This is a genomic window from Mycobacterium sp. EPa45 (genome assembly GCF_001021385.1).
Lineage (GTDB): Bacteria > Actinomycetota > Actinomycetes > Mycobacteriales > Mycobacteriaceae > Mycobacterium.
The window spans coordinates 5,729,893-5,751,398 of the sequence record NZ_CP011773.1 but is presented as its reverse complement, the minus strand read 5'-3'; the positions used below and the strand labels follow the sequence as shown (position 1 = coordinate 5,751,398).

The 21,506-nt window shown below is 66.9% G+C and carries 23 protein-coding genes; 12 read left to right on the top strand and 11 right to left on the bottom strand.

Annotated features, from left to right (window positions below):
- The 6 genes from AB431_RS27340 to egtE all read left to right on the top strand — a co-directional run bounded on the left by AB431_RS27340 (position 1) and on the right by egtE (position 6,095).
- The gene (locus AB431_RS27340; RefSeq protein WP_047333851.1) at positions 1–639 is read left to right on the top strand and encodes a sensor domain-containing protein; all 639 of its coding nucleotides are present in this window, start codon (positions 1–3) and stop codon (positions 637–639) included.
- A gap of 78 nt (positions 640–717) precedes the next feature.
- Positions 718–2,004 (top strand): ergothioneine biosynthesis glutamate--cysteine ligase EgtA, encoded by a 1,287-nt coding sequence (egtA, locus tag AB431_RS27335; protein ID WP_047333850.1) that lies wholly within the window; start codon positions 718–720, stop codon positions 2,002–2,004.
- Positions 2,001–3,287: an ergothioneine biosynthesis protein EgtB gene (gene egtB / locus AB431_RS27330; protein WP_047332590.1), complete on the top strand. Its 1,287-nt coding sequence runs from the start codon at positions 2,001–2,003 to the stop codon at positions 3,285–3,287. Before egtA ends, egtB begins: the two co-directional genes overlap by 4 nt.
- Entirely contained in the window at positions 3,287–4,021 is a 735-nt protein-coding gene (gene egtC / locus AB431_RS27325; protein WP_047332589.1) for an ergothioneine biosynthesis protein EgtC, read from the top strand. The genes egtB and egtC overlap by 1 nt, the downstream gene beginning before the upstream one ends.
- Positions 4,018–4,983 (top strand): L-histidine N(alpha)-methyltransferase, encoded by a 966-nt coding sequence (gene egtD, locus AB431_RS27320; RefSeq protein ID WP_047332588.1) that lies wholly within the window; start codon positions 4,018–4,020, stop codon positions 4,981–4,983. The genes egtC and egtD overlap by 4 nt, the downstream gene beginning before the upstream one ends.
- On the top strand, positions 4,980–6,095 hold the full coding sequence (gene egtE, locus AB431_RS27315; RefSeq protein ID WP_047332587.1) for an ergothioneine biosynthesis PLP-dependent enzyme EgtE: 1,116 nt from the start codon (positions 4,980–4,982) through the stop codon (positions 6,093–6,095). The genes egtD and egtE overlap by 4 nt, the downstream gene beginning before the upstream one ends.
- 6 nt (positions 6,096–6,101) lie before the next feature.
- Here the strand turns inward: egtE and AB431_RS27310 are convergent, their stop codons facing one another.
- Positions 6,102–6,662, bottom strand: coding sequence for a TetR/AcrR family transcriptional regulator (locus AB431_RS27310; RefSeq protein ID WP_047332586.1), 561 nt, complete (start codon positions 6,660–6,662; stop codon positions 6,102–6,104).
- A gap of 56 nt (positions 6,663–6,718) precedes the next feature.
- Here AB431_RS27310 and AB431_RS27305 point away from each other — a divergent pair, with 56 nt between their 5' ends.
- Positions 6,719–7,519: an alpha/beta fold hydrolase gene (locus tag AB431_RS27305; RefSeq protein ID WP_047332585.1), complete on the top strand. Its 801-nt coding sequence runs from the start codon at positions 6,719–6,721 to the stop codon at positions 7,517–7,519.
- Here the strand turns inward: AB431_RS27305 and AB431_RS27300 are convergent.
- The 8 genes from AB431_RS27300 to AB431_RS27265 all read right to left on the bottom strand — a co-directional run bounded on the left by AB431_RS27300 (position 7,498) and on the right by AB431_RS27265 (position 15,406).
- Positions 7,498–8,433 (bottom strand): TAXI family TRAP transporter solute-binding subunit, encoded by a 936-nt coding sequence (locus tag AB431_RS27300; protein ID WP_052960411.1) that lies wholly within the window; start codon positions 8,431–8,433, stop codon positions 7,498–7,500. The two genes, AB431_RS27305 and AB431_RS27300, sit on opposite strands and share 22 nt — an antisense overlap.
- Positions 8,430–9,812, bottom strand: coding sequence for an ATP-binding protein (locus AB431_RS27295; protein ID WP_047332584.1), 1,383 nt, complete (start codon positions 9,810–9,812; stop codon positions 8,430–8,432). The genes AB431_RS27300 and AB431_RS27295 overlap by 4 nt, the downstream gene beginning before the upstream one ends.
- A gap of 1 nt (position 9,813) precedes the next feature.
- Positions 9,814–10,482, bottom strand: a complete 669-nt coding sequence (locus tag AB431_RS27290; protein WP_047332583.1) for a response regulator transcription factor — start codon at positions 10,480–10,482, stop codon at positions 9,814–9,816.
- A 5-nt stretch (positions 10,483–10,487) separates the two neighbouring features.
- Complete coding sequence (locus AB431_RS27285; protein WP_235435774.1) at positions 10,488–11,837, bottom strand: MFS transporter; 1,350 nt, start codon at positions 11,835–11,837, stop codon at positions 10,488–10,490.
- Positions 11,838–11,968: 131 nt separating this feature from the next.
- A complete protein-coding gene (locus tag AB431_RS27280) occupies positions 11,969–12,283 on the bottom strand; it encodes a hypothetical protein (RefSeq protein WP_047332582.1) in 315 nt (104 codons plus the stop codon).
- 44 nt (positions 12,284–12,327) lie between these two features.
- On the bottom strand, positions 12,328–12,894 hold the full coding sequence (locus tag AB431_RS27275) for a hypothetical protein (RefSeq protein WP_047332581.1): 567 nt from the start codon (positions 12,892–12,894) through the stop codon (positions 12,328–12,330).
- A gap of 229 nt (positions 12,895–13,123) precedes the next feature.
- On the bottom strand, positions 13,124–14,602 hold the full coding sequence (locus AB431_RS27270; RefSeq protein WP_047332580.1) for a glutamate--cysteine ligase: 1,479 nt from the start codon (positions 14,600–14,602) through the stop codon (positions 13,124–13,126).
- A 48-nt stretch (positions 14,603–14,650) separates the two neighbouring features.
- Positions 14,651–15,406 carry a class I SAM-dependent methyltransferase gene (locus tag AB431_RS27265; RefSeq protein WP_047333847.1) on the bottom strand — a complete coding sequence of 252 codons (756 nt, stop codon included), beginning with the start codon at positions 15,404–15,406 and terminating at the stop codon, positions 14,651–14,653.
- 17 nt (positions 15,407–15,423) lie between these two features.
- Between AB431_RS27265 and glpK the strand changes: the two genes are divergently transcribed.
- A complete protein-coding gene (gene glpK, locus AB431_RS27260; RefSeq protein WP_200902796.1) occupies positions 15,424–16,992 on the top strand; it encodes a glycerol kinase GlpK in 1,569 nt (522 codons plus the stop codon).
- Between the two features lie 51 nt (positions 16,993–17,043).
- On the opposite strand, the gene AB431_RS27255 is transcribed toward glpK, so the two are convergent.
- Both AB431_RS27255 and AB431_RS27250 read right to left on the bottom strand, forming a co-directional pair.
- Positions 17,044–17,778 carry a PadR family transcriptional regulator gene (locus AB431_RS27255; RefSeq protein ID WP_047332578.1) on the bottom strand — a complete coding sequence of 245 codons (735 nt, stop codon included), beginning with the start codon at positions 17,776–17,778 and terminating at the stop codon, positions 17,044–17,046.
- Between the two features lie 83 nt (positions 17,779–17,861).
- Entirely contained in the window at positions 17,862–18,386 is a 525-nt protein-coding gene (locus tag AB431_RS27250) for a PadR family transcriptional regulator (protein ID WP_047332577.1), read from the bottom strand.
- An 89-nt stretch (positions 18,387–18,475) separates the two neighbouring features.
- Here AB431_RS27250 and AB431_RS27245 point away from each other — a divergent pair, with 89 nt between their 5' ends.
- From AB431_RS27245 to AB431_RS27230, 4 genes are read left to right on the top strand one after another with little or no spacing between them, the layout of a single operon-like run.
- Positions 18,476–19,810 (top strand): carotenoid oxygenase family protein, encoded by a 1,335-nt coding sequence (locus AB431_RS27245; RefSeq protein WP_047332576.1) that lies wholly within the window; start codon positions 18,476–18,478, stop codon positions 19,808–19,810.
- A gap of 47 nt (positions 19,811–19,857) precedes the next feature.
- On the top strand, positions 19,858–20,607 hold the full coding sequence (locus tag AB431_RS27240) for an SDR family NAD(P)-dependent oxidoreductase (RefSeq protein ID WP_047332575.1): 750 nt from the start codon (positions 19,858–19,860) through the stop codon (positions 20,605–20,607).
- The gene (locus tag AB431_RS27235) at positions 20,600–21,100 is read left to right on the top strand and encodes a nuclear transport factor 2 family protein (protein ID WP_047332574.1); all 501 of its coding nucleotides are present in this window, start codon (positions 20,600–20,602) and stop codon (positions 21,098–21,100) included. The genes AB431_RS27240 and AB431_RS27235 overlap by 8 nt, the downstream gene beginning before the upstream one ends.
- A 25-nt stretch (positions 21,101–21,125) precedes the next feature.
- Positions 21,126–21,503 (top strand): hypothetical protein, encoded by a 378-nt coding sequence (locus AB431_RS27230; RefSeq protein ID WP_047332573.1) that lies wholly within the window; start codon positions 21,126–21,128, stop codon positions 21,501–21,503.
- Positions 21,504–21,506 lie beyond the last annotated feature (3 nt).

The window sequence follows — 21,506 nt, the reverse complement described above, 5'->3', positions numbered from 1 at the left end:
ATGCGTCCCGCCGCAGCGGCCGCCGCCGTGCTGGCCAGCGCCGTCGTGGCTGGTCCGGCGCAGGCCCGTCCGGCGGATCCGGGCGTGGTGTCCTACGCCGTTCTGGCCAAGGGTTCGGTCGGCAATATCGTCGGCGCACCGATGACGTGGGAATCGGTGAGCACCAACCCCGAGCAGAACTTCTGGGTCGATGTGCCGGTCTGCAACAACTGGGCCGATATCGGGCTGCCGGAGGTGTTCTACGACCCCGACCTCGCGTCGTTCAACAGCGCGGTGACCCAGACGTCGGCCACCGACCAGAACCACCTCGTCAAGCAAGCCGTCGGCGTCTTCGCCACCGCCGACGCCGCCGGCCGCGCGTACCACCGCGTAATCGATCGCACCGTCGGTTGCGCCGGGCAGACCGCCGCCATGCACCTCGACGACGGAACGATCCAGGTGTGGTCGTTCGGCGGTGCGGCCCCCACCCCCACAGACGCCGTGTGGGTCAAGCAGGAAGCAGATACCGATCGTCGTTGTTTCACCCAGACGCGCCTGCGGGAAAACGTGTTGCTCCAAGCGAAGGTCTGCCAGTCCGGAAACGGCGGCCCCGCGGTCAACGTGCTGGCCGGCGCCATGCAGAACACGCTGGGTATATAGCGAGATCGGGTGGACGTCATCAACGTGTCAGCCCAGGATCGGAGAAACATGTCGGTGTCATCGCCGAAGATGGATGACATGACGTTCGTCGTCACGTCCGAGCCGGGCCGGGCACGAAGCGGGTCGGGTGCGGACGAACGCGTCCTGACCAGTTCTTCCTCGGCAGCACTGCACATCGCCGCCGCCTCCCTGGAGGACGGCTCGATCGGCCGGGTAGGCCTGGAGCTCGAGGCGCACTGCTTCGACCTGCGCGATCCGCTGCGCCGTCCCGGTTGGTCGGAGCTCAGCGACGTGATCGACTCCGTCGGGCCGCTACCCGGCGGCAGCGCGGTCACCGTGGAACCTGGTGGCGCGGTGGAACTGTCCGGCCCCCCGGCCGACGGGCCGGTGCCGGCGATCGCTGCCTTGGCGCTCGACAGAACAGCCCTTCGTTCGGTGTTCGCCGACGCCGGCCTCGGTCTGATCCTGCTGGGGGCCGATCCGCTGCGTAGCCCGCATCGAGTCAATCCGGGCGCCCGGTACCAGGCGATGGAGCAGTTTTTCGTCGCCTCGAACTCCGCAAGCGCGGGCGCCGCGATGATGACGTCGACGGCCTCGATTCAGATCAACCTCGACGCCGGCCCGCGGGACGGCTGGGCCCACCGGGTGCGGCTGGCGCATGCGCTCGGCCCGACGATGGTCGCGATCGCGGCGAACTCGCCGCTGCTCGCCGGTGACTTCACCGGTTGGGTGTCCGCCCGCCAGCGGGTGTGGAGCCAGCTGGACTCTGCGCGCTGCGGACCTATCCTCGGCGCCAGTGGTGACGATCCTGGCACTGACTGGGCGCGTTATGCGCTCAAGGCGCCGGTGATGCTGGTGCACAACCCTGAACCGGTGGCGATCACCGAGCACGTGCCGTTCGCCGACTGGGCCGACGGGTTGGTACTGCTGGGCGATCGCCGGCCGACGACCGCGGATCTCGACTACCACCTCACCACGTTGTTCCCACCGGTGCGGCCGCGTCGCTGGCTGGAGATCCGCTACCTCGACGGCGTGCCCGACGAACTGCTGCCGGCGGTGGTGTTCCTGGTCGTCACTCTGCTCGATGATCCGGCCGTCGCCGGACTGGCCGCCGAGGCCGTCGAACCCGTTGCTACGGCGTGGGATCTGGCTGCCCGGGTCGGGCTCGGAGACGGCCGCCTCTACGAGGCGGCCAACCGCTGCGTCGCGCTCGCGGCCGAACGGGCACCCGCGGAATTATCGGAGTCGATGCAGCGGTTGGTGCAGAACGTGGAAGCAGGCCGCTGCCCAGCCGACGACTTCGCCGACCAAGCGATCCAACGGGGCATCGAGGGCGCCGTGTTGCAGATGGCCGAGGCGACGTGATCGCACGCGAGACGCTGGCGCGCGACCTCGACCGGGCCCGCGAGCGCACCCTGGCCCTCACCGACTTCGACGATGACGAGTTGCATCGCCAGTACAGCCCGCTGATGAGCCCGCTGGTGTGGGACCTCGCCCACATCGGCCAGCAGGAAGAGCTATGGCTGCTGCGCGACGGCGATCCGAACAGACCGGGCATGTTGCCGGCCAATATCGAAGGCCTCTACGACGCATTCGTGCACAGCCGCGCCAGCCGCGTCGACCTTCCGCTGCTGACACCGGCGCAGTCGAGGGCCTACTGCAACAGCGTGCGCGCCGCGGCCCTCGACGTGCTGGACACCGTGTCCCACCGCGACGACGACGCCGAGGTGACGTTCCGGTTCGGTCTGGTGATCAGCCACGAGAACCAGCACGACGAAACGATCCTGCAGGCGCTGAACCTGCGCAGCGGCGCACCGATCCTGACGCCCCACGCAACCCTGCCCCGGGGTCGGCCCGGACTGGCCGGCACCTCGGTGGTAGTGCCCGGCGGTCCGTTCGTCCTGGGCGTCGACGCGGCGACCGAGCCGCTGTCCCTGGACAACGAGCGTCCCGCCCACGTGGTCGACGTGCCGGCGTTCCGGATCGGCCGGGTGCCGGTGACCAACGCCGAGTGGCGCCAGTTCATCGACGACGGCGGCTACAACCAACCGCGGTGGTGGTCACCGCGCGGATGGGAGCATCGGGTCCACGCCGACCTGAGCGCGCCGCAGTTCTGGAACCCGGACGGCTCGCGAACCCGGTTCGGTCACGTGGAGGCCATTCCTGGTGACGAACCCGTGCAGCACGTGACTTTTTTCGAAGCCGAGGCCTATGCCGCGTGGGCGGGTGCCCGGTTGCCCACCGAGGTCGAGTGGGAGAAGGCGGCCGCGTGGGATCCCGTGGTCGGGGCACGGCGCCGCTACCCGTGGGGAGCCGACGCACCAACGCCGCAGCGGGCCAATTTGGACGGGTACGCACTGCGCCCCGCGCCGGTCGGTGCCTACCCGGGCGGGGCATCCGCCTACGGCGCGGAGCAGATGCTCGGCGACGTGTGGGAATGGACCACCTCGCCGTTGCGGCCGTGGCCGGGCTTCACTCCGATGATCTATCAACGCTATTCGGAGCCATTCTTCGACGGAGACTACAAAGTACTGCGCGGCGGGTCGTGGGCGGTGGGTGCCGACACACTGCGGCCCAGCTTCCGCAATTGGGATCACCCGATCCGCAGGCAGATCTTCTCCGGTGTGCGCCTGGCGTGGGACATCTGATGTGCCGGCATCTCGGCTGGCTGGGTCAACCGGTGTCGATCGCCTCGCTGGTCCTCGATCCGCCGTGCGGACTGCGAGTGCAGTCTTACGCCCCGCGCCGGCAAAAGCACGGGCTGATCAACGCCGACGGATGGGGTGTGGGCTTCTTCGACCCTGGGGGGCAGGAGCGAAGCGACTCGGGGGACAAGCCGGCCGGCGAAGTACGCCGGTGGCGCAGCGCGTCCCCGCTGTGGGGTGACGTGTCGTTCACGTCGGTCTCACCCGCCTTGCACAGCAAATGCATTGTCGCCGCGGTACGTTCGGCGACGGTTGGTATGCCGATCGAGGCCAGTGCGTCAGCGCCGTTCAGCGACGGCAACTGGCTGCTGTCCCACAACGGAGTCGTGGACCGCGGGGTGTTGCCGGTGAGTGCCGCCGCCGAATCGATCGTCGACAGTGCGATGCTAGCTGCGCTGATCTTCGACCGCGGGCTCGATAACCTGGCCGACACAATCGTCGAAGTCGGCGCCGCGGATCCCGGAGCACGTCTGAACATCCTGGCGGCCAACGGCTCTCGGCTCGTGGCCACCACGTGGGGCGATACGCTGTCGGTGCTGCGCCGCGACGATGGTGTGGTGCTGGCGAGTGAACCCTATGACGACCACCCTGATTGGGAAGACATCCCGGACCGGCACCTCGTCGAGGTGAGCAGCGGGGGACAGGTGACGCTGACACCGATGAAAGGAACTTCGTGACGTTCACGCTGTCGAACTACCTGGCCGCTGACGCCGCCGCCCAGGCGCTGCGCGACGATGTGCTCAACGGCTTGACGCAGACACCGAAGTCATTGCCGCCCAAGTGGTTCTACGATGCGGTCGGTAGTGACCTGTTCGACCAGATCACCCGGCTGCCGGAGTATTACCCGACCCGCACCGAGGCACAGATCCTGCGAGATCAATCGCCGGCGATCGCCGCGGCCAGCGCCGCTGACACCTTGGTGGAACTCGGCAGCGGAACGTCCGAGAAAACGCGGTTGCTGCTGAGCGCCATGCGCGACCATGGATCACTGCGGCGTTTTGTGCCCTTTGACGTCGACGCGACGGTGTTGGAGTTGGCGGGCGCCGCGTTGGGTCGTGAATATCCCGACCTCGAGATCGACGCGGTGTGTGGCGATTTCGAGGAACATTTGGCCAAGATCCCCACCGGCGGCCGGCGATTGTTCGTCTTCCTCGGCTCCACGATCGGCAATCTGACGGCGGGCCCGCGCGCCAAGTTCCTCGCGGCGCTTGCCGACGTCCTCGATCCGGGCGACAGCCTGCTGCTGGGCACCGATCTCGTCAAGGACTCCGACCGCTTGGTCCGCGCCTATGACGACAGCGCCGGCGTGACCGCGCGCTTCAACCTCAATGTGCTGGCCGTGGTCAACCGCGAACTGGACGCCGACTTCGACGTCGACGCCTTCGAGCACGTGGCCCGCTGGAACACCGAAGAAGAACGCATCGAGATGTGGCTGCGCGCAACGACTGCGCAGCAGGTGTTCGCGGCAGGCCTGGGCCTGCGGGTTGACTTCGACGCCGGTGAGGAGATGCTCACCGAGGTGTCGTGCAAGTTCCGGCCTGAGGCGGTCGCCCAGGAACTCGCCGGCGCCGGACTGCGCCGGACGCAGTGGTGGACGGATCCGGCCGGTGACTTCGGGCTGTCGCTGGCGGTGAAGTGAGCGCACGCGACGCCCTCGCCGACAGCTGGCGCGAGGCGCGGCTGCCCGCTGCCGGCGTGCATCTCGACAGCGCAGCATGCTCGCGGCAGAGCCTGGCGGCCATCGATGCCGCAGCCGCGCACGCCCGCCATGAGTCCGAGGTCGGCGGTTACATCGCCGCAGAAGCGGCGGCACCGGTGCTCGACGCCGGACGCGCCGGTATCGCTGCGTTGACCGGAATGTCCTCGGCTGACGTCATTTTCACCACCGGCTCGGGCAATGCGCTGCAATTGCTGCTGGGCGTATGGCCGATGGAGCGCACGGTTGCGTGCCTGCCCGGCGAGTACGGCCCCAACCTCGCGGAGTTCGCGGCCCGCGATTTCACGCGGCAGGCGCTACCGGTCGACAGCCTCGGGCGGGTCGATCCGGATGCGGCCCGCACGATGCTGGTCGAGACCCCGCCGGCGATGGTCCACCTGACCGCGGTGGCCAGCCACCGCGGTGTCGTGCAACCGGTCGCCGCGGTTGCGCGGGTGTGCCGGGAGATCGGTGTTCCGCTGATCGTCGATGCTGCCCAGGCGCTGGGCCACGTCGACTGCGCGGTCGATGCCGACGCCGTCTACTCGTCGTCGCGCAAGTGGCTGGCGGGGCCGCGCGGAGTCGGGGTGCTCGCGGTGCGCCCCGCGCTGGCGGACTTGTTGCAGTCCCCGCCGTGGGCCGGCGCGATGTCGGCGCTGCAGTGCCTGGAACTTGGCGAAGCCAATGTTGCTGCGCGGGTGGGATTTTCCGTCGCGGTGGGCCAGCATCTCGCGGCCGGGCCGGAGAAGGTTCGGCAGCGCTTAACTGCACTCGGCCAACAGGCGCGCACGATACTTTCCGAAATTCCCGGCTGGCGGGTGGTGGAGCCCGCCGACGCGCCCACCGCGATCACCACGCTGGAGCCCACTGAAGGTGCCGACCCGGTGCGGGTGCGCGCCCGGCTGATCGACGAGTACGGCATCGTGACGACCGCGGCCGGGGTCGAGCGGGCACCCATGGAATTGACGACTCCGGTGTTGCGAGTCTCACCGCACGTGGACGCGACCGCCGACGACCTCGAGACACTGGTCACCGCGTTGCGCGCCGTAACCTGAAGCAACTCAGTGAAAGAAGTCCTCGAGAGCCGCACGCACGGACTTCACCGCGGACCCGTCCGCCAACTCGATCAGCGCTGCCTCGGCGGTCATGGCGACCGCCAGCTGCGCGCTCTGCAGCGGATGTCGATGCCCCAACGCGACGAAGTCCGGTTCACACCTACGCGCGAAGTCGGCATTGCGGCGGGTGATCTCTTGCGCCACAGCAGGTTCGGCGCGCGCTTCGAGTAGGAGTGCGCGAATCCCGCGTTGCTCCAGGCACATATCGAGATAGGCGATGGCGCCGGCCAGAAGCCGTTCCCGACCCGGTGGACGGTGGTTGATCGTCTGGTCGATGTGCTCGGCGATGCGGTCGTGGAACTCGCGATGCAATGCCAACAGATAGCTTGCCCGATCGCCGAAATGGTGGAAGAAGCTGCCCTTTGACACACCCGCCTCCTCGACCAGGAGGTTCACACTCAGGCCGGTGAGCCCGGTTCGCTCCGCGAGCCGCAGCCCCGAGTCGATCAGCTTGGATCTGGTGGCTGCCGCGGCGACTTTGCGTGTGACGGCCTGTTGTGGTGGCACGAGTCTGAGGTTGGCATCATTTTGACCGACCGGCCGGTCAGTGAAACGGAGGATTCATGCCATCACTTGCGACTCGGGTAGGCCCGGTGGCGTATTCCGATGACGGCACGGGACCTGCACTCGTCCTCCTGCACGCCGCGCTGCACGACCGCCACGACTTCGACGCGATCACACCCGCTCTGGTCGAAAACTATCGAGTGATCGCCGTCGACTGGCCCGGACACGGTGAATCACCGGCGCCGTCGTCGAGGCCGAGTGCGGCGCTCTACGCCGAGGTTCTCGAAGATGTGGTGGCCGCGCTCGATCTCCCGCCTGCGATCTTCCTCGGCAGCTCGGTAGGCGGGTTCTCCGCGGCCCGGCTTGCCATCACACAACCGGAGCGGGTGGCTGGCCTCGTGCTGGTCGACACCGGAGGCTTCCTGGGCGGACCGCTGCCGAACGCTTACTGCCGGTTCCTGGGAACACCCGCGGTGATGCGCCGGGTGCTGCCGCGCTTCGTCCGCAGCTACCTGTGGGTGCAGAGCGACAACGACGCGGCCGTGGCGCAGCGGGTCATTGCCCGCGCCCGCACTCCCGATGGGGTGGGCATGACCGCTGCGTTGTGGCGTAGCTTCGCCACGGCGGACGCCGATCTGCGTGGACGTGCCGCCCAGATCACCGCGCCGACGCTCATCGTGTGGGGAAAGCACGACACGGCGATCCCGCTGCGGCTCGGCCGTGCCACTCAACGGGCGATCGCGGGGTCACGTCTGGAAGTGCTCGCCACCGGACACTTGCCCTTCTCCTCCCAGCCGCGACAGTTCCTCGCTGTGGTCGGGCCCTTTCTGCGTGAGGTTCAACCGTGTAACTCGCGGTAGGCGTCGATGGCACCGGAATGCAAAGGGATGAAACCGGTTTGGATCATCGACGGGGTGTCGAGGTATTGCAGCCCACGGATGTAGGGCGGCACCAGGTGCGACGCATCGTTCGCCAACGTCTGAACCGTCGCACTGACCAGGTCGGTGGGTATGCCCTGGCGACACAGCAGCAGGTTCGCCACCCCGATCGACCGAATCCCCGACGGAACGTAACCGCACGTCGGGACCGGCCGCAGCACATACGGATAACCGGACAGGTCGCTCATCCGCCATGCCTGTCCGCTGATGTCGAGGATGCGCAACGGCCGTACAGCGTCCAGCTCGGCGATGGCTGGGGTGGGAACACCACCGGACCACACCAGCGCGGCGATGCTGTTCTCCGCCAGCTTCGCCAGCGCATCCCGAAGCCTGAAGGCCAGCAGCTCCACCCGGCCTTCGAGATCGGCCGCCGCGATCAGCACTCGACTGGTAGCCGAGGCGCCGGACCCGTCGGGCCCGATCGAGATGCGCGCGCGCTTGAGATCCGAAAGATGTTGCACCGGGCCGTTATCGGGCACGATGACCTGCAGATAGTTCTCGTAGACTCGGGCAACCGCCGACGGTGCCGTCGACGCGGGGCTGGTGGCGCGATCGCGTTCGGCGACATCGGCCAACGCAAGCCCCATGTCCACCTGACCCGATCTCAACAGCCTGAGATTCTCCACGCTGCCCGCTGTGGGCACCACCTCGACGTCAATGCCCGGATAGCGCAGGTGGATTCGCGTGGCGAGCAGTTCGGAGAACGCCAGATAGAGCCCACCCGGATCGCCGGCAGCGATCCGGATCCGGCCACTCGGTTCGGTCCGCAAGCACCCGGCGCTCAGCGCCACCGCCCCGAGGACGAAGGTGCGACGGCTCATGGTGGGGATGCTCATGACGAGCTCTCGTCCGCTGCCGGCAGCCGAAACCGGACCAGTAGGCCGCCTTCGGGTGCCTTCTCCAGTCCGATTGTGCCGCCGTGGCCGGCGGTGATCTCGGCGGCGATCGCCAGTCCGAGACCGGTTCCCGCGGTGTCGCGGCGCCCGCGCCAGAACCGGGTGGCAGCCATCGACCGCTCGGGTTCATCCAGGCCCACCCCGTCATCGCTGACGATGAGTTCGACCCGGTCTTCGGTCTGCACTGCCGAAGCCGAGATGGCAGCACCCTCCCCGGCGTAGCGCAGGCCGTTGTCGATCGCGATGTCGAGCAGCTGCTCCACATCGTGGCGCGCGAGCTGGACGGCCGGCCCGGGCTGGGGACACAGGTTGTGCAACAGCTGGTTTCGGCGGTCGGCGACGGGCTGCCAGAACGTGAGGCGCTCACCGATCACGTCGGCCAGGTCGGTCGAGTCGGTCACCGCTGACGACAGGCCGGCTTTGCGGGTACCGCTGATCTCCTCGGCACGAGCCAGCCGCAAGAGTTGGTGCAGCAGGTTTTCCAGCCGGTCCAGCTCGGCGGTCATCGAGTCGTACGTCGACTGTCCCGATTCCGTCACCGATTCCTCGAGGGTGTCGGCGCGTAACCGGACGGCAGCCAGGGGATTCCGTAATTGGTGGGACGCGTCGGCGACCAGCCGGCGTTGCCGCTCGAGTGAGGCGCGAACCACCTGCGACATCCTGTTGAAGGCGGCGGTGAAGTGGCGTAACTCGGGAGGGCCGGCCACGTTGGCCGGTGGGCCCGCGACGCCCTCGGTCATCGCCGCGACCGCCTGTTCCAGCCCGGTCACCGGCCGCAGCACCCAGCGGGTGAGGCCACGAGCCACCAGGACCGCCAACATGAGCAGGACCACCGCGCCGACCACCACCCACAACCACGCGACGGCGATCGCCCGGGCAGCGACGGACGTGTCCACGGCGGCGACGACCGCACCGATCAATTCACCGTCGCGGCGAACACCCGCGGTGGCCAGGACAACGCGCCTGTCCCACGGCCAGATCCGGCTCCACGGCGACGTGGGAGCGTCGACCAGGGCGTGGTCCAACGCGCTGCTGACGCCCGGATCCGAACTGGTGAGTCCATGGGCGGCGAGGATCTTCTGGTCGGCGTCGACGACGAGCACGCCCTCGCGGTAGACGTCGTGGTAACGCTCGACCACCTGTTGCAGCGGGGCGCCGACGACTGCGGCCTCGTCGGCCAGCGCCGCCAGTTGCCGGTCGCGTTCGGCCGCCAGCTCGGAGGTCCGCCGGTCGGCCAGGCTCAGCGCGAGCGGCACGGCCAGGGCCGTCACCGCGAGCAGCAGTAGGACGACGAGTATCAGCCGGACCCGCGCCCCCATCTCAGGTGTCCAACCGGAACCCGAAGCCGCGCACCGTTCTCAGGGGAAGTCCGGGGAGCTTGGCTCGGATCTGTCCGATGAAGAAATCCAGCGAGCGGGACCGCCCGACGACGGCGGTGCCCCACACCTCGAGCATGAGCACCTCGCGGCTGACCGCTTCGCCTTGTCGCGCAGCCAGATTGGCGATGATCTGGAATTCCGTCCGGGTCAACGCCTGCTGCACACCATCGACCGTGACCTCTCTGCGCTCACGGTCGATGGTCACCGGGCCGGCGACGATCGGTCCGGCGGAGGGTGGTGTCGCCTCACCGGTCACCCGGCGGAGCCGCCGCATGACCGCCTCGATCCGCGCCAGCAGTACGGCCTTGCGCACCGGCTTGACCAAATAGTCGTCGGCCCCGGCACGCAACCCGAGCACGACCGCGCCGTCGCTGTCCCTGGCGGTCATGATGATCACTGGCACACTCGATGCGCGTCGCAATGTCCGAAGCACGTCGAGGCCGTCCATGTCGGGCAGCCCCAGATCGAGCAGAACCAGATCGCAACCCTTCACCCGGTGCAGAGCATCGGCGCCACGGCTGGTCTGGATGACTGACGCACCGGTCTGGCCGAGAAGTTCGGCCAGTGCCGATGCGACCCCCTCGTCGTCCTCGACCAGCAGCACGCGCATGGCAGCTAGGTGTCCTTGTCCGAATCCGGCGCGGCACCGGCGAACTGCGAGCCGCCGGTGTGCAGCTCGTCCGCCTCGTGCTCGAGCTGCGAACGCTTGGCGGGCTCTCCCATGAAGACGTACACCAACAGCGAGACCAGGGCGGCCCCGGCGACGTAGTAGAAGAACCACGCCTCATGGCCGGCGTTCTTCAGCCACAGTGCGACGTACTCGGTCGTGCCGCCGAAGATGGCGACCGTCAGCGCGTAGGGGAGACCGACACCGAGCGCGCGAATGCGGGCCGGGAACAGCTCCGCCTTCACCACCGCGTTGATCGACGTGTAGCCGGACACCATGACCAGCCCGGCCATCATGAACACGAACGCGGTCATGGCCGACTCGGCGCGGGCGACCGCCGATAACAGCGGCACGGTGAACAGAGTGGTACTGACTGCGAACGCGATGAGCAGCGGGCGACGGCCGACCCGGTCGGAGAACGCGCCGAACACCGGCTGCAGGCAGACGAAGATCATCAGCGCGACGAAGTTGATCCACGTCACCTGTTCCTTCGGCAGGCCGGTGGTGTTGATCATGAACTTCTGCATGTAGGTCGTGAACGTGTAGAACGCAATCGTTCCGCCCAGCGTCAGACCGACCACGGTCAGGCATTCCCGCGGGTAGCGCAGCAGAAGCCGCAGCGTGCCGCGCTCGGTGTACTCCTGCGCGGCCAGGGTGAAGTTGGCCGACTCGTCCATCGAGCGGCGCAACCACATGACCGTCAGTGCGGCCGCTGCGCCGACGACGAAGGCGATCCGCCAGCCCCAGGCGTGCAGCTGCGCCGAGGTCAACAGTTGTTGAAGGACGATCTGCACACCCAGCGCCAGCAGCTGACCACTGGTGAGCGTCACATATTGAAACGACGAGTAGAAGCCGCGCCGGTGCGGGGAGGCGACTTCGCTGAGATACGTCGCAGAGGTGCCGTACTCACCGCCCAGCGACAGCCCCTGCAGCAGGCGCGCGACGACCAGGAGGATCGGGGCCAGGTCGCCGATCTGCGCGTAACCCGGCAACACCGCGATTCCCAGCGAGCCCGCACCCATCAGCAACACCGATAGGGTCAGGGCTGCGCGGCGGCCGAAACGGTCGGCATATCGGCCGAAGACCCACCCGCCCAATGGCCGGACCAGAAAGCCGACCGCGAAGATGCCCGCGGTGTTCAGCAGCTGAGCGGTCTGGTTACCGGAAGGAAAGAAGACGCTCGCGAAATACACGCTGAAGGCGGCGTAGGCATACCAGTCGTACCACTCGATCAGGTTGCCCAGTGATCCTCGAATCACGTTGCTGGCCACGGACTTCGTCGGGAGTTCCGGTCGCACGATAGTCGTCCCCCTCCATTGCATGTCAGTGCCGTTCATCATGTGGCGACGGTCGCCCGCCGGGAAGCTGTTTCGTGGGATTGACGGCCATTCCTTGCACATTTCACAGATTCACCTGATGCCCATGGTCGTCACCCGCCGCAACCACCGCCGCCGCAACCGCCACCTCCGCAACCGCCGCCTCCTCCGCAGCCGCCGCCGGCACCTCCGGCGCCGCAACTGGATTCCGCACCGGCGGCGATGGCCCCCAGCGACGCGGCACCCCACACCTGGCGGCGCCTGCGGTCCATGCCGAGTTCGGTGATCGCGCGCCGGCCTCGGTCCTGGATGCTTGTGCTGCGGCGACGGGCCGCGCGGATCGCTGCGGTAACCACGATCACCGCACCTGCTGCGGCTACTGTGAGAACCAACGACAACACACCTGTGATGACAACTGTCTCGTTCATGATGTCGACCCTTTCTTGGTGATGCGCCTACGGTGAATGGAAGATCAGACTCTGACAAGAGATTCGTTGCGCTGCAGAGCATTACCTTGCCCAATACTCAGATTGGCGACAGCGGTTTCGATCGCCGTGACCCGCGCTTGGTCGATGCCCCAGGGGTACTCCACCGCAGCTCGGGTGTCGAGATCCCAAAGGACGCAGCGCTCCTCGGGCCTGGCGACCAACGACCATGCGACGACCGTTCGGCCGAGTTGCTCACCGATGGAATCGGTTGCTCCGGGTGTGCCGAGCGGTGCCGCACCCTCGGGATGGTGGTGCAGGTATGTGCCGTACGCCTTATCGCAGAACGTGGAATACATTGCGGTGCAGAGAATGAATCCATGCCATGCTTCGTCGACCGCACGCGAGGGCATCCCGATCATTCGCCGGTCCCCGAGAGCCACCGCGCAGCAGCGCAGCCACTGCTTGAGACCTGTCTCGATGAGTTCCCGGGGTTGCCACGGGCAGGTCTTGAACGCAGCCTCGGGTAGGTCGAGTACGGCGAGCGCGGCTTCGACACGCTCGAGCCCCCGGCCTCGCCGGAGTTGTCCGTAACGGGTTCGTAGTAGGTCCATGGCCGATGATGCGAACGGCCGCTTCGGCTGCGGAAGTACTCAGGGCCCGAACGCGGCATTCCCTAGCGCAATTCACAGATTTGGTTTGAGCGATCAGCCGCATCGGCTGCTCGGAGCCGACGGCGATCAGTCGTCCTTGTGGGCGGTGAGCAAGAGGGCCGGCGTCGTCAACCGGCCCCTGTCATCGATCACGAAGTGTGTCGTCACCGCGTCGGGCGGGCACGGACCGTCATGTCGTGATCTCCCAGGTGTGCACCGGTTCGTTGCTGTGCATCAGGCCGCAGTAGCGGCGCAGCATCTCGGCCAGCGCCTGTGGCCGTGCCATGCCACGGCGCTGCAACGCCTGCACGGTCGCCACTTGCCACACCGACCCGTTGCGGCCGGTCTTCGCGCGGCCCTCGATCACGCCGAGATAGCGCTCACGCACCTCCGTTGCCACGCCCCAGCGGCGCAGGCCCTCGTCGGCCATGGGCAGCAGGGTCCGCAGCACCAACTCGTCGGGAGTTATTTCACCCAACCCGGGCCAGTACAGTCGGGCGTCCATGCCGTGCCGGGCGGCTTCGATGAAATTGTCATGTGCCGCAGCGAAACTCATCTTTGTCCAGAGCGGACGGTCCTCTTCGGACAGGATCCGCAGCGCGCCGTAGTAGAACGCTGAGTTGGCCATCATGTCGACGACCGTCGGCCCGGCCGGCAGCACTCGATTTTCCACGCGCAGATGGGGGCGGCCGTTCACGACGTCGTAGACCGGTCGGTTCCAGCGGTACACCGTGCCGTTGTGCAGCCGCAGCTCGGGTAGCCGCGGGGTGCGCCCGGCGGCCAGCTCGGCGACCGGGTCCTCGTCGGATAATTCGGGCAGCAGGGAGGGGAAGTAGCGGACGTTCTCTTCGAAGAGGTCGAAGATCGAGGTGATCCAGCGTTCCCCGAACCACACCCGCGGACGCACACCCTGAGCCTTGAGCTCGTCGGGCCGGGTGTCGGTGGCTTGGGCGAACAATTCGATGCGCGTCTCGGCCCACAACTGGTGGCCGAAAAAATAGGGCGAGTTGGCGCCGATGGCCAGCTGGGGGCCGGCCAGCACCTGAGCTGCGTTCCAGTTGGCGGCGAAGTCGGCCGGCGACACCTGCAGATGCAATTGCATACTGGTGCAGGCGGATTCGGGCGCGATCGACTCCGCATGCAAGCTGAGCCGCTCGGGGCCGGTGATGTCGATGAGGATGTCCTCGCCGCGGGCGGTGAAGATCGAGTCGTTGAGCGCCTGATAGCGCAGCGACGGGCTCATCCAGCTGCCGGTGAGGTGCTGCGGCATCAACGTCGGCAGGATCCCGATCATGACGATATGCGCGTTATCGGAGTTGGCCTTGGTCTCGGCGGCATTCAGGCTGGCGCGGACCTCGGCTTCCAGTTCCAGTGCCGTGCGCCCGGGCAGCGGCCGCGGCGGAACATTGAATTCGATGTTGTAGGCACCCAATTCGGTCTGGTAGGCCGGGTCCGCAATCGCTTCCAGTACCTCCTGGTTGGACATCGCGGGCTGGTAGTCATCGGTGACCAGGTTGCACTCGATCTCCATCCCGGTCAGCGGGCGGTCGAACTCGAAACTGGACTGGGCCAGCATGGTTTCGAACACGTCGAGGCAGCGCTGGACCTTGCGCCGGTATTCCTGCCGATGCGCCCGGCTGTAGGTGGCGTGCGTGACCTCGTCGCCCATGTGGTCGATGGAACCGGTTCAGGCCAAGCTGCGCAAGCTCGGGCACCGTCAACCACGCCGCTGGGCCCGAAGAACCTGCCGGTCGAACGGGTTGGTGCTGACGTCGACGGCCACGCCTGCGTGGGCACCGAGCGCTCGCAGCGCCGACGGACTGTACGAGCGCAGCGAACTGATCAGGCCGTCATGGACGAACGGCCACCACACCAGCGGCGCCATCGCCGCCAGCTTGCCGATGTGGAGTAGCGACGGCATCCGAGGCAGATCGATCACCAGCAGCTCGGCGGCGACCCGCGTCCCTTCAGCGAGAACCTGGGCGGCCTGTACCGGCGGTAGGTGGTGAAATGCCAACGCGAAGACGGCGAGGTCGAAGGCGCCGTCGGCCGCGTCGATCGCGGTCGCGTCGATGGTGCGCACCGTGGCGCGCGGGTGGCTACCGAGATCAGAGGCAGTCATCGCCGCCACCGATTCGGCGTTCACATCGGAGACCGTCACGTGAGCGGTCGGGTGCTGCTCGAGCACCTTGCGTGACAGCACGCCATGGCCGGCACCGAGTTCGAGGATGGTGGGGTCGACGGTGTCGGCGACCTCGCGCAGCACCAGTTCGGCATTGCGGTCATGCTCGCGGAACAGTGAACCGACGACGTCCAGTGCGGTCACGATGCCGCGCTTGACGTCGTCGTCGACGTCGTCGCGGTCGAGGTACTCGAGGCGGTCGGTTTCCAGCAGGCGATCCAGCCAGGAGGCGTCCGGCCCACCCCGCGGCATGTCGGCGATGTCGGTGATCTGGGATGCCATGTAGGCCATCATGGACGAAAGGTTCGCTGCACGAGCAGCGTCGCACGTCTTCAGGAGCACCGTTGGCTGACTTTGTCGCCTCGATTGACCAGGGCACCACCAGCACCCGCTGCATGATCTTCGATCACGAGGGCGCCGAGGTAGGCCGGCACCAGCTCGAGCACGAGCAGATCCTGCCGCAGTCCGGCTGGGTTGAGCACAACCCCGTGGAGATCTGGGAGCGCACCCAGACGGTGGTGGTCTCGGCGCTAAACAAGACGAACCTGAGCATTGGCGACCTGGCCGCGTTGGGCATCACCAATCAGCGAGAGACCACGCTGGTGTGGAATCGCAAGACTGGGCGCCCGTACCACAATGCGATCGTGTGGCAGGACACCCGCACCGATCGGATCGCGTCGGCGCTGGATCGGGACGGGCGCGGTGACGTGATCCGGCGCAAGGCAGGTCTGCCCCCGGCGACGTATTTCTCCGGCGGCAAGCTGCAGTGGATCCTGGAGAACGTCGACGGGGTGCGCGCCGATGCCGAGCGCGGCGATGCGCTGTTCGGCACGCCTGACACCTGGGTGCTGTGGAATCTGACCGGGGGAGCGCACGGTGGCGTACACGTCACCGATGTGACGAACGCCAGCCGCACCATGCTGATGAACCTGGAAACCCTGGACTGGGACGACGAACTGTTGTCGCTCTTCGGGGTTCCGCGTGCGATGCTGCCCGAGATCCGGCCGTCGTCGTCACCGGAACCGTACGGGGTGACGCTGTCCGGCGGCCCGCTGGGCGGTGAGGTGCCGTTGACCGGCATCCTCGGCGACCAGCAGGCGGCGATGGTGGGGCAGGTGTGCTTGAGTCCGGGCGAGGCGAAGAACACCTACGGCACCGGAAACTTCCTGCTGCTCAACACCGGCGAGAAGATCGTGCGCAGCGAGAACGGACTGCTGACGACGGTGTGCTATCAGTTCGCGCCCAGAGCTGGGGGAGACGCGAAACCCGTTTATGCTCTTGAGGGTTCGATCGCGGTGACGGGCTCGGCGGTGCAGTGGCTGCGCGATCAGCTGGGCATCATCAGTGGTGCGTCGCAGAGCGAGACACTGGCCCGGCAGGTCGACGACAACGGCGGTGTGTACTTCGTGCCGGCGTTTTCGGGTCTGTTCGCGCCGTATTGGCGCTCCGATGCGCGCGGGGCCATCGTGGGGCTTTCCCGCTACAACTCCAACGCGCACGTCGCCCGCGCGACGCTGGAGGCGATCTGCTACCAGAGCCGCGACGTGGTCGACGCGATGGAAGCCGATTCCGGTGTGCACCTTGAGGTTTTGAAGGTCGACGGCGGCGTCACGCAAAACGAGCTGTGCATGCAGATCCAGGCCGATGTGCTCGGGGTGGACGTGGTGCGGCCGGTGGTTGCCGAGACGACCGCGTTGGGCGCGGCGTATGCGGCCGGACTGGCGGTGGGTTTCTGGGCGGATCCCGATGACCTGCGGGCCAATTGGCGGGAGGACCGGCGCTGGTCGCCGGCGTGGGATGACGACCAGCGCGAAGCTGGCTACGCCGGATGGCGTAAGGCCGTGCAGCGCACGCTGGACTGGGTCGACGTCTCGTGAATCGGGCGCGGTTTCGTTCGCTGGACGAACGAAACCGCGCCCGGTTGGGTCTTACTCCGACTCGCCGAGGATCTGGTAGATCTCCCGGCGCGCATTGTTGACGATGTCGACGATGCGCTGCTGCTGTTCGGGGTTGGCGGCGAACGCCGCTTGCCGTACGGCGCCGAACAACTGGCCCACGGCGGCACGGATGTTGACCTGGCCGGGGTCGGCGCCCTCGGTGATCTCGTCCCACGGCGCGGTCTCGATCTTCTCGGCTGCCGCGCGACCTTCGTCGGTCAACTCGAAGAGCTTCTTGCTGCCTTCGGATTCGCCGGAGACGATCAGTCCTTCATCGACCAACAGTTGTAGGGTCGGGTAGACCGAGCCGGGGCTCGGCTTCCACAGATCCTGGCTGCGCTCGGCGATTTCCTGGATCATCTCGTAGCCGTGCATCGGTCGCTCCGCAAGCAACTTGAGGATTGCGGTTCGCACGTCACCGCGACGACCGCGTCCGCGGCCGTGACCGCGACGACCGCGTCCGCCGGGGCCGAAGCCGAAGCCGGGACCGAAGTCCGGGCCGAAGCCGGGGCCGAAGCCGCCGCGCGGGCCGAAGGGCGGACCGTCGTGGCGACCACCGTGCTCGCGGAACTGCTCACGCAACTGCTCGCGGAGCTCGCGACGGCCATGCCGGTCGTGTCGATGGCCTCGCCCTGCGGGGGCGAAACCGAAACCCGGGCCGAAGCCGGGACCAAAGCTGGGACGGCCCATCTGAGGGCCTCCGAACTGGGGAAATGGGGTGTTCATGGAAGTTCTCGTTTCTGGTCAGGAAACGCCGAATGCGTCTCCGATACGTTGACGATATATCGGAAACTATCGCGATGCAACGTTCAGAAGGATCTTTGATCGATCTCCTGGACCACCCAGCGGGCCCACTCGGCTTCCATGGCCTCGATCCGCAGGCCGAATTCCAGGGCCGCGCGCCCGTAAAACCCCACGTCGCCGTCGCCCCAGTCCATGGAATCGCGCACCTGTTCGTAGCGTGTGAGCTCGGCTTCGGCGTGTTCGGCGACCGAGAGCATGTAGGCCCGGGCCTGCTCGGACGTCATCTCGCTGAGCAGGAACACCCGCAGCAGTTCGGCGCTGCGGTAGGGCGGATCGTCCTGGGGATTGGTCATCCAGCGCAGCAGATCCCGACGGCCGGCCTCGGTGACGCGGTATTCCTTGCGGCCACGGGGGCCGACGTCGGTGACCTCGATGAGGCCCGCGTTGGCCAGCTTGTTGAGTTCACCGTAGAGCTGGCTCTGGGTCGCGGGCCAGACGTTGGCCATCGACACGTCGAAACGTTTGAGCAGGTCGTACCCGCTGCCGGGTTGCTGGGCGAGGAGGCCCAGTGCTGCGTACCGAAGGCTCACGGATTCATCGTAGAGCTCGACATGTCAATTGTGGACTATCTAACAGTTCACCATTGACATGTCATCAGTGGACTGTCAAAGTTGTCGGCATGACGGAAACAGCCAACTTGCCCGCCGAGGGGCAGTTCTTTCAGCGCGGCAACTACGCGCCGGTGCCGGACGAATTGACCGAGACTCACCTGCCCGTCGAGGGCGCCATTCCACCCGAACTCGACGGCTGGTACCTGCGCAACGGCCCGAATCCGCGGCAGCCCAACAGTCACTGGTTCACCGGCGACGGGATGATCCACGGCGTCCGCATCGAGGGTGGCGCGGCCCAGTGGTACCGCAACCGCTGGGTGCGCACCGACAGTTTCGTGGACCCATTCCCGCTCTACCGCGAGGACGGCACCCGCGACCTTCGCGCCGCTGTCGCCAACACCCACGTCGTCAACCACGCCGGCAAGACGCTGGCGTTGGTGGAGTCGTCGTTCCCGTACGAGATCACCAATGAACTCGAGACGGTGGGCTGCTACGACTTTGGCGGCAAGCTGCAGAACTCGATGACCGCGCACCCCAAGATCTGCCCGACAACCGGAGAACTGCACTTTTTCGGATACGGCAGCATCTTCGAGCCGTACGTGACCTACCACCGAGCTGACGCCAGCGGCGAGCTGACCATCAACCGTCCGCTGGATGTCAAGGCGCACACCATGATGCACGACTTCGCGCTGACCGCGGAGCACGTGATCTTCATGGATCTGCCGATCGTGTTCAATCTCGACATCGCGATGCGCGGCGAGGGCGACATGCCCTACCGCTGGGACGACGACTATGGTGCCCGGCTGGGTGTACTGCGCCGCGACGATCCGTTCGGTGAGATCCGTTGGTTCGACATCGATCCTTGTTACGTCTTCCATGTCGCCAATGCCCATGAGACTGCTGACGGGAAATCCATTGTGCTGCAGGCTGTCCGCTACGCCGAACTGTGGCGGGACAACGGCGGGTTCGATGCCAACGCGGTGATGTGGAGCTGGACGCTCGATCTGCAAAGTGGTGCGGTCAGCGAGCGTCAGCTCGACGACCGCGCGGTGGAGTTCCCACGGATCGATGACCGGCTGGCCGGCCTGCCCGCCCGTTACTCGGTTTCCGTCGGCGACGCCAGTCTGGTGCGCCACGACCTGACCGACGGCAGCGCTGTCGAGCACCGCTTCGGCACCGGCCTGGTGCCGGGCGGCCCGGGGGAGGCGGTCTTCGTCCCGTCGAGGTCAGGGCCGGCCGACGAGAGCAACGGCTGGTATGTCGGTTATGTCTATGACGCCGCGCGCAACGGAAGTGATCTGGTGATCCTGGATGCCTCCGATTTCGCGGGTAAGCCGGTCGCGCGCATCGAACTACCCCGGCGGGTGCCATACGGCTTCCACGGCAACTGGATTCCCGCGTAGCGGTACACCGCGCCCGCCGGGCCGCGGCTGTTGAGACCATGAACCCCATGGGCGACTTCAGCGCGCTGCCCGGCACGGCGATCGTCATCGGCGGTACCGGCGGGATCGGTGCCGAGATCGTGCGCATGCTGGCAGAGCGTGGCGCGCGGGTCGGTTTCACCTACCACGGCAATGCAAGCAAGGCAGCCGAACTCAGCGCCGCCGATATCACGGCTGAACAACTCGACATCACCGATGCCGCAGCGGTCCGTCGTGTCGTCGATGTGTTCGCGAAGGACGGTGGTGTGCACACCGTTGTCCATGCCGCCGGCGCTCACGTGCCCATGCGACACCTCAGCGCCGTCGAACCGGACCGTTTCGATCAGCAGCTGAACACCGACACCGGCGGCTTCTTCCACGTCGTTGCCGCGACCTTGCCGCACCTGCGCGACTCGCACGGCAGTCTGGTGGTCGTCACCACCGCCGCCACCCGGCGCTTCGCCGTCCGCGACGGACTGTCGGTCGCCCCGAAGGCCGCCATCGAGGCACTGGTCCGCGGCATCGCCGCCGAGGAGGGCCGATTCGGGGTGCGCGCAAACTGTGTCGGCCCCGGCATGCTGGTCGACGGCAACGCGCAGCGGCTGATCGCCGACGGCGAGCTCGACGAGAAGGCGCTCGATGCCGCCCGGCGCAACACCCCCCTGGGGCGCTTCGGCAATGCCGCCGATGTCGCCGAGGCGGTGTGCTTCCTGGCCTCGTCGCGTGCCGGGTTCATCAGCGGCCAGAAACTGGACGTGGACGGGGGATACGGTGTCTGACCGGTCGGCTGATATCCATGCGATCCGTGACGTCGTCACCCTTTATTGCCGCGGTATCGACCGCCTCGACTTCGATCTGGTTCGGCAGGCCTATCACCCCGACGGCATCGACCACCACACCGGCTTCGACGGGACGGTCGACGAATACGTGGCCTGGGTGCGCAAGAGTCTCGAATACCTTGCTGGAACAATGCATCTGATCGGCAATCATCACGTCGATTTTGCCGGTGACGACGTCGCGATCAGCGAGACCTACTTGATGGCAACGCATTGGGGCAAGCCCGGTACAGACCAGCGCGCCAACTTCACCACCGGTGCTCGCTACGTCGACCTGATGGAACGGCGGCGCGGCCGGTGGGCGATTGCCGAACGCTGGGCGGTGCGGGAGTGGACCCGGCCCGACGTGTTCGCCGCTCCCGAACAGCCCGGCCCCCGCGGGCGCCGGGACGCTGACGATCCGCTGTTCGTCCTCTTGAAACGCTTTGACCTGTAGGCGGTGCGAGTACCCTCACCTCACCATGGCGGTGAAATGGTTGGATGACCCGGAAGACCACGATTATGACGCGGCGGCGGACTATCTGAGCATGCTCGCCGAAGAGGGCACCGTGAAAGCGACGGTGGACGCACTTCGGTCGGTGAAACCGGTGTACCGCAAGGCCAAAGACATCTTGCGGGCCGCGCGACTGACCCTGCTGCCGGTGGACAATCCGCATGTGAAGTCTGACCTCGCCAAGATCGAAGCGGGCAGGAAACTATCCCCCATACTGCTGGTGCGCGGCACGCCGGCCGATGCGATGCAGATCGCCGACGGCTATCACCGCGTGTGCGCCAGCTTCCTCACCGACGAGAACACCACCATCCCGTGCCGCCTCGTGTCGTGGGTGCACCAGGCGTGAGCT